10 protein-coding genes are annotated in these 10,968 nt (G+C 43.0%); all 10 read right to left on the reverse strand.

Going from position 1 to position 10,968, the window contains the following annotated elements; genetic code table 11:
- Positions 1-13: 13 nt before the first annotated feature.
- The 10 genes from spoIIID to LQ50_RS18355 all read right to left on the reverse strand — a co-directional run bounded on the left by spoIIID (position 14) and on the right by LQ50_RS18355 (position 10,763).
- On the reverse strand, positions 14-298 hold the full coding sequence (spoIIID, locus tag LQ50_RS18310) for a sporulation transcriptional regulator SpoIIID (protein WP_034632000.1): 285 nt from the start codon (positions 296-298) through the stop codon (positions 14-16).
- A gap of 95 nt (positions 299-393) precedes the next feature.
- Positions 394-1,065, reverse strand: a complete 672-nt coding sequence (locus LQ50_RS18315; RefSeq protein WP_052144850.1) for a 3'-5' exonuclease — start codon at positions 1,063-1,065, stop codon at positions 394-396.
- Positions 1,066-1,237: 172 nt separating this feature from the next.
- Entirely contained in the window at positions 1,238-3,142 is a 1,905-nt protein-coding gene (locus LQ50_RS18320; protein ID WP_034632001.1) for a DUF294 nucleotidyltransferase-like domain-containing protein, read from the reverse strand.
- Positions 3,123-4,784, reverse strand: coding sequence for a sodium:solute symporter family protein (locus tag LQ50_RS18325; protein WP_034632002.1), 1,662 nt, complete (start codon positions 4,782-4,784; stop codon positions 3,123-3,125). Before LQ50_RS18325 ends, LQ50_RS18320 begins: the two co-directional genes overlap by 20 nt.
- Positions 4,785-4,827: 43 nt before the next feature.
- On the reverse strand, positions 4,828-5,130 hold the full coding sequence (locus LQ50_RS18330) for a DUF4212 domain-containing protein (protein WP_034632004.1): 303 nt from the start codon (positions 5,128-5,130) through the stop codon (positions 4,828-4,830).
- Positions 5,131-5,508: 378 nt separating this feature from the next.
- Positions 5,509-5,685: a hypothetical protein gene (locus tag LQ50_RS25820; RefSeq protein WP_034632005.1), complete on the reverse strand. Its 177-nt coding sequence runs from the start codon at positions 5,683-5,685 to the stop codon at positions 5,509-5,511.
- Positions 5,686-5,887: 202 nt separating this feature from the next.
- Positions 5,888-6,748: a stage II sporulation protein SpoIIQ gene (gene spoIIQ / locus LQ50_RS18340; protein ID WP_034632008.1), complete on the reverse strand. Its 861-nt coding sequence runs from the start codon at positions 6,746-6,748 to the stop codon at positions 5,888-5,890.
- Positions 6,749-7,158: 410 nt separating this feature from the next.
- Positions 7,159-8,184, reverse strand: coding sequence for a stage II sporulation protein D (gene spoIID / locus LQ50_RS18345; RefSeq protein WP_034632010.1), 1,026 nt, complete (start codon positions 8,182-8,184; stop codon positions 7,159-7,161).
- 164 nt (positions 8,185-8,348) lie between these two features.
- Positions 8,349-9,668 carry a UDP-N-acetylglucosamine 1-carboxyvinyltransferase gene (murA, locus tag LQ50_RS18350; protein ID WP_034632012.1) on the reverse strand — a complete coding sequence of 440 codons (1,320 nt, stop codon included), beginning with the start codon at positions 9,666-9,668 and terminating at the stop codon, positions 8,349-8,351.
- A gap of 834 nt (positions 9,669-10,502) precedes the next feature.
- A complete protein-coding gene (locus tag LQ50_RS18355) occupies positions 10,503-10,763 on the reverse strand; it encodes a DUF1146 family protein (RefSeq protein ID WP_308417933.1) in 261 nt (86 codons plus the stop codon).
- Positions 10,764-10,968: the final 205 nt, after the last annotated feature.

The raw sequence follows: 10,968 nt of genomic DNA on the forward strand, positions 1-10,968 counted from the left end.
CATGATTTGACAATTAGTTTCGTGCTTTGACAATTGGTTCTGTCGATTCTTCTGATTTTCTGTATTTTACTTTAGTCGCTTCTCCTCCGCGCAGGTGACGGATGGACTTGTGATATTCCAGAATTTCCTTCACTTCGTTTGCAAGCTCTGGATTGATTTCTGGCAGTCTTTCTGTGAGGTCTTTGTGTACGGTACTCTTTGAGACTCCGAATTCCTTTGCGATTGTTCTCACCGTTTTCTTTGTCTCAACAACATACCTACCAATCTTGATAGTTCGCTCTTTGATGTAATCGTGCACACGACTCGCCTCCTAATTCTGTGTTGGTGATTGGTACAGTTTATTAGGGGGAGTCACCAGATATACCACATTCTTGTAAGGACATGCTTGACTTTTCAGAATTGTATGTTCCTTTTAGACATGTCACTAATCGCCAAAAGGTCGGCAAATGTACGTTTACCACGGTTTTCGAGGTGATATAAAAGCTCACAAAAAAGGTGTGCCGTTGTCAGTGCATCGCCTAAAGCCTCGTGGCGATTATAGATTCGTGTGCCAAATTGACTAGCGTATATTTCTAAATCAAGCATGTGTTTAGATGGGCTTATATAGCCAATCAGATCAAGTGTATCGATGGTTGTAGGCATATCTATACGGTACTGATGCCGTTGCAATTCTTTTTTTATAACAAGCAAGTCAAAGCTCACATAATGACCGACCCAAATCGTGCTGTTTGCTTTTTCATTATAGTGAAGGTAGGCCTCTATCGCTTCAAGCGAGTTCGGTGCATGTTCGATCGTTTCCATGGAAATACCGGTGAGCTCGGTAATTTCTGGTGGGATGCTACGCTCTGGATTCACATGCATATGGAAGGTTTCTGTTTCTAGGACCCTGTTTCCCTTCACATGGACTGCTCCGATTTCAATGAGCCGATCGTGCCTCCCCACCGCAAAACCTGTCGTTTCGGTGTCGAAAACCGTAAAGGTGATGTCAGAGATCGGCGTATTAAGCGGGGTTTCCGCACGTGCAATAGACTGTCCCGCTGGTAAAACCGGCTTTTTCCAAAACATCGTTCTGATGCACCACCTTTGCTTTATTAGTAGGCAAAATGAGCAGATGAGGGGCGTTGTTTTGGCGTTGTTTTGGCGTTGTTTTGGCGTTTCGCCGATATATTGAGATTTTCGCACATTAAACCCACCCACGGTCACCTGCCCCCCTCGATCCTCGGGGCCTTCACCCTCCTTAATGCATTCCGACTACTTGATTTTGTAGGGACCGAATGGTTTTTAGCGCTAATAATAGCTCTTCTTTATCTTTCGTCCGTAACTGATTGAAATCTACTAAACTACCACTTTGTTCGCCCTTGCGATAGGCTTCCCACCCACGCTCCACTCGAATCCGGAGCACCACTTCATAGGCAAAGCGCAGCTCATCCGCTGTGTTTTCAGAGAATATCTTTTTCTTCACGAGCCACTCTAGTTGCTCTAGCGGACTTCCTCCTCCAACGAGACCCTTTCTCGCACAAAGCAGCTGCAGGCAGTGGTGAAACGGAAAGAGAGCCTGCTTTTTCAAGTCGACTGACTCGCGCTTCATTCGAAATAACGCGCGTATCGGATGGTCAAACGTCGGCACAGGTTGCTCTTTCTCAAGCTCAGCCATCCTAAATAAGAAGATACGAGAACGTTCAAGCTGCTCTGTCACGCTCACGACAAATTGATCGTGCAATGCTTCATCGCCGTACACAAACCGGAACGCCAAAAAGTTATGAGCGAGCAAAATGTTTTCATTTGTCGCTCGGACACCCCAGCTGCGCAATCGCTCTTTCCAAGCCGACAAAGTCCCGCGCCACTGCGACTCACTCGCCATCATGAGGCCTTTGCACCGCTTATAGCCAGCCGCTTCCAAACAGCGAACGATCTCCGCACCCAATGTTTCAAAATAGGCTTCCACCATTGCCAAATCGCCACCATCTGCATACACAAGAAAATGATCTTGATCTGTAAGCATAAATTGCTCCTTCCGACCACCACTTCCCATCATGTACCAAGCGAACGCAACTGGCGGCTGGCCGACCTCTTTTACAGCTAGATCAATCGCATGCCTGACGAAGCGATCATAGAGCTTTGTCATCACTTCAAGAGTATGAACCGTTGGGATTCCGTCTTGAATCAAGTGGCCTAACACATCATAAAAGGCGGGTTTCAACTCATGTAGAGTCTCCACTGTTGATTCTTCCACGGTTTGCAGCAACTCGATTGTTCCTCGGTTTTTCTTCCTCAGCAAATCCGATAATGTCACCATTCCAATAACCCGTCCGCCATCCATCACCGGTAAATGCTTAATGCCATTCATCAGAAAACTCGACATCGCTTCGTAGTAATAGGCGTCGCGGGCAATGATAAAAGGATGTGGTGTCATAATTTCACGCGCGACGGTCCCTGCACCGAGTCCTCTAGCTACGACACGCTGGACTAGATCTTTCTCTGTCACAATGCCAATTAATTGGTCGCTATCATTTAACACAACAACCGAGCTCGTGGAGTGCTCCACCATCTTCCCAGCAATGTCCTGAACATCATCATCCATATCAGCGACAACAACAGGCTCATTCATGACATCATGAATCAGGCGAATAAATGGTTCGCTCTCCCCCCATTTGTTTGCTAGTTGTACTTGCTCAGCTAAAGAGCCGTAAATATCACGTAACCGAATCGTCGCTTGCTGCAGGGCAAAATCTCTCACAATCGGGTCGTCAAAGCGCGCTTTTACAACAGCACTTGGGATATGAAGACAGACTGTTTCACAGACGGCAGCAACTTCAACCTCATAACGCGTTGGATCTTCTGTCTTTCCATCTAAAAAATCAGCTAAGCTTGAAAAGCCAATCATGTCGTCTTGCTCGAGTACCTCCAGGACCTCCTTCTGGTGGTACTTCCCGTGCTCTTGTGCAACAAAAACTTCTGCCACCCCTTGTAGGATAAGCAGAAGTCCTTCTCTTGGTGCCTTTTTGTATAGCACCTTGTCGCCTTTTTGATAGGATCTAAGGGCGCATGCACCCAAGCATTCAGCAAACTCATGATCACTGAGTCCTTTGAAAATGGGGTGCTTTCGAATGCGCTCATGAAATTTATTTTCCAGCGCCCTCATCCATCCATACCTCTCCGTCACGGTACGTCATTTGTTCTGGATAACGGAGGTCAACAACTTCATCTTGAAGTTTTTGCGATGGTGCGGCTGTCATTTTTGAAACAAGAATTGTAACGAGTAAGTTAATCGGAACCCCAATTAAACCAGCCCCTGTATCTTGAATACCAAATAGCGTAATGCCTTCACGTGCTAAGAAGATATATGTCAGTGTAACCGTTAATCCTGTTAACATCCCGGCAATGGCACCTTGTTTGTTACAACGCTTCCACCACACACCAAGAAGCAAGACGGGGAAGAACGTTCCACCAGCAAGACCAAACGCCCATGCCACAATCTGCGTAATAACACCTGGAGGATTTAAGGCTACAATCCCAGCTACGATTGTTGCAAGAACAATTGCCCAACGACCTGCAGCTAAACGCTTTTTATCACTTGCATCTGGTTTTAATAAACGATAGTAAATATCATGAGCAAACGAAGACGAAATTGTAATTAAAAGACCACCGGCTGTTGAAAGCGCGGCTGCCATTGCTCCGGCTGCCACTAACCCGATGACAAACACGCCAATATTGGCAATCTCAGGTGTCGCCATAACAACGATATCATTGGAGATGATAATTTCCTGCCATTGCAAAATGCCATCACCATTCGTATCAGCAAGCTGTAACAAACCTGTGTTAACCCATGTTTCTGTCCATGCTGGTAATTGATCAAGTGGTTGACCTGCAACACGCGTCATTAAAATAAAGCGCGAGAATGCTGCATAAGCAGGAGCTGATAAGTATAAAAGCGCGATGAAAACTAACGCCCACGCACCGCTCCAACGCGCTGCTTTCATTGTTGTTACTGTATAGAAACGAACGATTACGTGAGGAAGAGCAGCTGTACCAACCATTAATGTAAACATAAGGGCAATAAACTGAGATTTATCACTTTCTGCAAATGGAGCAAAATACTCCGAAATCCCGAGCTCACGATCCAGCTCGCCTAGCTGTGTCACGATGTTTCCATACGTTAGCCATGGCAACGGATTGTTTGTTACCTGAAGTGACATGAAGACAATTGGAATAATATAGGCGATAATTAAGATCATGTACTGAGCAACCTGCGTCCACGTGATCCCTTTCATCCCACCAAGTGTCGCGTAAATTGCAATAACAACAACCCCGATCATGGTACCGTACATCGCCGGAATGTTAAGGATGCGTCCAATTACCACCCCGGAGCCTGCAAGCTGACCAATAATGTACGTAAAACTAATGATAATCGTTGCAATCGCCGCAATCAGTCGTGCAGCGTTACTATCAAAGCGGTCACCGATAAATTCAGGAACCGTGTAACGTCCATATTTTCTAAGCTGTGGTGCTAGTAAGAATGTTAGGAATAAGTACCCTCCAGTCCAACCCATTATGTAGGCTAAACCATCATACCCAAGAATCATGACTGTCCCAGCCATACCAATAAAAGAGGCTGCACTCATCCAGTCTCCACCGATTGCCATCCCGTTCCAGAAAGGTGGAACACCGCGGCTTGCTACGTAAAAGTCAGAGGTTGCTCGTGCTCTGTTGTAGACAGAGATCCCAATATAAAGTCCAAATGTAGCCAAAATGAGTAGTAATGACACAATTGTTTGCTGATCCATTTATTTATTCCCCCCTGCAGGTTCTCTTTTTTCCGGACAAAACCTAGTGATCTAACACCTTACCAGAGCTAACTCGCGTATTATGTTCCTCGTCAATCCCAAATTTCTTATCAATTTGATCACTTATGATAGCGTTTCCAAAAAGCAAGATAACGAATGTGACCACAGCTCCTTGTGCCCCCATATAATAATGGGCTGGCATTCCCATAATCGTAAATGTAGCGAAGTTTTCAGCAAAAGCCACCACACCAAACGAAACAAGTCCACCGATGATTAAGCAAATGACGACAAGCCACGTACGCGCATAAAAATAAGAGTCCGCTACTTTTTTGTCAATTTTCTTCACAACTCATTCCTCCTCTTTTTTGATAAAATTTTCAATAAGCATAACAAGTTAAGCTACTTCATCCCTCCTTTACAGAGTAAACTAGCTTGTTATATTGCTCTTAGATGTCGTTGGATTTTATGACAGGACTTACAGCGTCTGAGAGGTTTTTGCTTTTTTGAAATGTACATGTTGATGATGGTTACTATCGGCACAAAAAGAAAGAAAATCGGATGAATCATGAAGGATAACAGTAGAGCAACCATCCACGGAAGCACACTTAGGATTAGGACATACCTTGAGTTAGGCATATCGATTAGTTCACCCCGTTTACACCGGGCACATACTGAATGGTCGGTCTGAATTAGACGTAGATGTCTCCTAGTATTCTTTTTCACATTACCTCAACCCCATAATAAATCGTATGGTTTCAAAGAAGCCTAGTGGTACCATGGCAATTTGAACAATCAAGTAGATGAAGATAGATACAAAGGGGACAGACAACAATAATGGCTTTTTTAAGCGAAAGGTAAAAATAATTGATAACAGCAAAATAATTAAGAAGACATACAACATTTTGATCCCTCCAATACTCATTTTTGTAAGCGTTATCATTATTGTTCTTTAAAAAAGTGAGCTGTTACAGTGAAATGACAAAACCAACTCACTGTTCTATATCACATTATTTCAAAATTTCAGACTAATGTCAAATGTTTCTGTACGACAAAAAAACACAAACTGACTTTTTTTTCATCAGTCAGTTTGTGTATGGCTTCGTTTAGCCGATTTCGCTTTGTTCTTCCTCGTCTTCACCTTCGTCATTGTTCTCTTCAGGTGCTACTTCGTCTTCGTCTGCCGTGCCGTCTTCTTTGCCATCTTCTTCTTCAGCTGGCTTTTCTTCTTCTTCTTTTTCTTGTTCATCCGCCACGTCTCTTACCGAGTCAATGGGTTGTTGGAACACATCATTTGGATTAACAGCTACGCCATCATAACGAATTTCAAAGTGTACGTGGATTCCTGCATCAGCGTTGTAGCTATTGCGCCCTGCACGTCCAAGAATCTCACCTTGTTCAAGTGTTGCGCCTTCTTCTACTTCAACATTTTCAAGACTGTGATAGTGTGTTACAACACCATCTTCGTGAGAAATTTCAACGACATACCCTAGCAATGAATCTTTCTCTGCTTTCACAACTGTTCCACTTAGGGCAGCAGCTACTTCAAAGCTTTCACCATCTACATGAGCGAAGTCCATTCCTTTATTCGGGAAATACGTATTATTGTAGTATACAAGAGCTTCTTGCTGTTCTTCAGGTGAACCATTCACATCATAGAAATACCCAACCACAGTGACTTCTTCTTCATCAATAACAGGCATTTTTACCACTTCAGATGAAGCTGTAACAGCTACAGCATCTTCACCATATGGATCCATATCTCCCGTATAGCTTGGATCTGTCACTTCAACACTATCTTCTGGTGCTGCTGACTCATCTCCACCTTGCATAACAAATACGGCACTTAAAACACCAGCTGCAGCGACTAAGTATACTGCAGGTAAAACCCAGCGCTTACGTAATAAACTTTTTACATTTAATTTTTCTTCAGATTTAGAAGAGCGATTGTTTTCTTCTTCTCTCATTTTCCATCACCTCAGCAATCATTCTGAACAGATTGCTAGAAATGTATACATCACGTAAAAACTTTTTTTAAATTAGTTTTCGACAAATGGGGTTTTTTTATGCATTTTATTAAAAAAAGGTGTGGATTGGCTTAGTGGTACGTGTTCGCTCCACCTGAGCTCCAGTCACTCGAGGTAAGTGTTCTCCTCTTGTTCGTTTCATTGCGCTTCAGTCACTGGGGTAAGTGTTCTCCTCTTGTTCGTTCCATTGCGCTTCAGTCACTCGCTTTCCGCGGGGAGGTGCCGAGCCGGTCCAATCTCTATAAAAAGCCTGGTATGAGTGTTTCTCATACCAGGCTTGGCTTACAACGTGGAGCCATTCCGGCTTCCCTTGTGTCAATTATAAGAGCTAAGAATCTATCTCTCATTCATTATTCAGCTTTTGCTAACATTTCTGATACGAATGGTTCTACGGGCTGGATTTCTACTCCTTTGTAATAGTGATGGATGATGTCGGTATAATTGCTGCCTTCCTTTGCCATGCCATCTGCTCCAAATTGACTCATCCCAACACCATGGCCCCATCCTCTTGTTTGAATCGTAATTTGCTCGCCTTGGCGCTGCCACTGAAAGTCAGATGAATCCAATGCTAGTTTTTCCCTTACGACACGGCCAGTTAGTTCTTTGCCATTTATTATCACTTTTGCTACACGGCCACCTTCTGTTCGCTCTAAAATGGTCCCTACTGATCCATCTTCAGGAAGGGTCACGCCTAGCTTTTCTTGAAACTCGCTAACCGTCACGCTTGTTTCTGAGGTAAATCGTGGCGACACCTGATCCCACGGGCTTTCTACACTGCGTAAATAGGGGATTTCATCTCCCCAATAGTCTTCCGAGTTTTCTGTATAGCCATTGCTCGTTGAAAAGAATGACGCATCTATTGGCTCGCCTTCATACGTTAATACTTGCCCCTGAGTTGAAAGAACAGCCTCTTGGATGCGCGCCATATTTTGCTCATAGTCACTGCCCCAAAGCTCTCTTAATTCTTCTTCATTTTTATACACTTGATGGTCGGTCGTATCCGTTACCATCGCGCCTTCTGGAAGTTTTTCCTTATTAGGTTGTAAAATATGTCGCACCACATACGTTCTAGCTGTTAACGCCTGTGCTTTGAGAGCCTCAATTTCAAAATTGGCGTGCATTTCAGATGCTACAACCCCCATCACATATCTTTCTAACGGAGTATCCTCTAATTGTTCACTTCCCGTTCTAAAAACGCTGACTGCAACATCATCTTCTGGATTGTAAGAGAATTGCTCTTCTGCCTCTTCTAAGGTAATGGTCCGAGTAACGGTTGTCGTGCTATCTGCAGGATCTGAGAGAAATACTACTAATACGGCTGGAATAATGAGCACAACTGTGCATAAAATAGTGGCTACTACGAGAAGTCGTTTCATGTTTGATCCTCCATTTACTAATCTGTCTAAAAAAGTATATGAAAGCTTGCCAGGAAATAGAACTCACATGCGATATGTAAAAATAAGAGATTTTGCAACAAAATCCAAAAAAAGAAGATACAAACCACATTAGATTTGTACCTTCTCACGATCCATATTAGATATTAGATTGATTTAATTTGAAGTGGAGCGGGAGCCTCTAGATTTTCGATTTCTTCTTCTAGCTCTTCCTCTACTCGCTCAACATCTGCACCTAGGGCTTGAAGCTTCCCAGCTAAGTTCACATAGCCGCGGTCGATGTGTTTTAATTCCATGACGCGTGTGACACCTTCTGCGATAAGACCAGCAATGATCAAAGCAGCTCCTGCACGTAAGTCTGTAGCAGATACTTCTGCTCCTTGCAGATTGTTTGGACCCGTTATAATGGCTGAACGGCCTTCAATTTTAATGTTTGAGTTCATACGGCGGAATTCTTCAACATGCATGAAACGATTTTCAAAAACGGTTTCTGTTATGACACCTGTTCCATGAGCTGCAAGGAGTAAGGCCATCATTTGAGCTTGCATGTCAGTTGGGAATCCAGGATGCGGCATCGTTTTGAAGTCAACTGGCTTTAGTTTTTCTGGGCCAATCACACGCAATCCATTTTCCTCTTCAATGATTTTCACGCCCATTTCACCCATTTTTGCAATTAGTGGACGTAAGTGTTCCGAAAGGGCTCCTTCAACTAAAACATTTCCTTTTGTGATCGCTGCTGCTACCATGAATGTTCCAGCTTCGATTCGATCAGGAATCACCGTGTGCTCTGCACCTACTAATTCGTCAACACCTTCAATGCGGATTTCGCCCGTACCAGCACCACGAACTTTCGCGCCCATGGCGTTCAAGTAATTCGCAACACAAACAATTTCAGGTTCTTCTGCAGCATTTTCAATAATTGTCGTTCCTTTTGCCATCGAAGCCGCCATCATAATGTTTTCTGTTGCACCTACACTTGGAAAGTCTAGATAAATTTTTGCACCTTGCAGACGTCCGTCAATGCGGGCTTCAATAAATCCATTTCCGATCTCAACTGTTGCCCCCATTGCTTCAAAACCTTTTAAGTGTTGGTCAATCGGACGTGATCCAATTGCACAACCACCAGGTAGAGCAATTCTTGCTTTTCCTACACGCGCAAGAAGAGGTCCCATGACAAGGAAAGAAGCTCGCATTTTACGTACATATTCAAATGGCGCCTCTGTCTTTAATGGTTTTTCAGCATTTACCGTAAATTTTCCATCAACATATTTCACATCAATATTTAAATTACTTAATACCTCTTTCATCGTGTATACATCTGCCAATTGTGGCACATCATATATGTGGCTTGTGCCGCGGCCTGCTAGTATTGATGCAGCAATTACAGGCAAGACTGCGTTTTTAGCGCCTTCTACCTTTACAGTGCCGCGTAGCTGATTGCCACCCCGGACAATAATTTTTTCCAACGTATTCCCCTCCGCGTCTAAATTATAGTCTCTTCTCTATCATCAATATTCATCCGTAATAATAGGCGTTCCTATTGTCAACGTTGTCCTTGCGCCCAATCCTTGATTGAAGTCTCATTTTGCAACTTGGACATTCATAATTTTTTGCATTTTTTTCGTATGGTGTCCATTTTGAATGATACGCGGAAAAGGAGAACCAACTGATATCCGTCAGTGAGCTTACCGTTTCAGCTTAAAATTCTAAGATCCCATTTTTCTATCTTGTCTTTATTGGGTGAATCTGCTTGAACACTCCAACACTAGATATAGTCGCAAACCCAGTTCCTACATTAATATTGCATACTATATTAGATTCAAGTACAGATCCATTCGTTCCATGTACCGTATAAATGCCTAGGTACGTCGTTTTTTTCTTGGGGTAAAGCGGTTAGAAAACTTGATCCGAAATCTTATCGCTTGGATTTTATGTAAAGTGAGCAGTTCTACTTAAGTCCCACCTATATCATCAATCATATTCTCTGTTCGTTCTAGAGCTTGACATCCATCGAAAATTTCGACGCCACTTTGAATGCTCCATACTTATAACGATTAGACGTGCTCTAAAGTTTCAAAAAATGAATTGAAACCCAGTGAATGTTTGCTGATATGACAGAACGTGTTCTTTTTGCCCGCTGAACATGTTAATACCCCTAAACAAATTGATTCAAACCAATTACAACAACCGTGAAACCTTCCCCCACGCTTGTTCTCCTCCCCAAGAAAACGTTTATTACTATCATTTTTTCCTGAAGAGGACTCTGCATACATGGAAGTTGTAGTCAAACTTGAAAGTGCTTACTCCCACAAATACTTGAGCATTTGCGAAGAATAAAGGTAATCAAGAAAGAACTGACTAACCAATTGAGCAATGGCAATCGTCACGATTATCGTAAGGACTTTTGCCTTCGGACCCTTTGGTTCTCTTACAAAAAGATCAAATCGAAAAGATTGTAATGCCCACCATGTAACGCCAATGAAAAACACATTGACCACAATATGTATGACCGCTTGCTGTCCCAATCCATCAAACATCGTCATCATTACTCCCTTATTCATGATCAAAAAATGGCGAAGCTCCCTTTGTATTAGCATCTTTACAAATTTCAGCCCATTTTCCATCATAACTGATTCATTGTAAAAAATCCACACGATTTTTCTAGTTGTTCGGACCTATTTTAGTTCCAATAAAAAAAGGACGATCTTCCCTTTTTTTATTGGAACTAAGCAATGAGCGCAGCCGCCGTTATGTTTTGAGCTTTTT

The sequence above is a fragment of the Halalkalibacter okhensis genome, assembly GCF_000787375.1.
GTDB classification, from domain to species: domain Bacteria; phylum Bacillota; class Bacilli; order Bacillales; family Bacillaceae_D; genus Halalkalibacter; species Halalkalibacter okhensis.

What these genes read in the sequence shown, in the direction of transcription:
- LQ50_RS18315 (WP_052144850.1), bottom strand. Translation starts at nt 1,065, where the DNA reads ATGTTTTGGAAAAAGCCGGTTTTACCAGCGGGACAGTCTATTGCACGT.
- LQ50_RS18320 (WP_034632001.1), bottom strand. Translation starts at nt 3,142, where the DNA reads ATGAGGGCGCTGGAAAATAAATTTCATGAGCGCATTCGAAAGCACCCC.
- LQ50_RS18325 (WP_034632002.1), bottom strand. Translation starts at nt 4,784, where the DNA reads ATGGATCAGCAAACAATTGTGTCATTACTACTCATTTTGGCTACATTT.
- LQ50_RS25820 (WP_034632005.1), bottom strand. Translation starts at nt 5,685, where the DNA reads ATGTTGTATGTCTTCTTAATTATTTTGCTGTTATCAATTATTTTTACC.
- spoIIQ (WP_034632008.1), bottom strand. Translation starts at nt 6,748, where the DNA reads ATGAGAGAAGAAGAAAACAATCGCTCTTCTAAATCTGAAGAAAAATTA.
- spoIID (WP_034632010.1), bottom strand. Translation starts at nt 8,184, where the DNA reads ATGAAACGACTTCTCGTAGTAGCCACTATTTTATGCACAGTTGTGCTC.
- LQ50_RS18355 (WP_308417933.1), bottom strand. Translation starts at nt 10,763, where the DNA reads ATGAATAAGGGAGTAATGATGACGATGTTTGATGGATTGGGACAGCAA.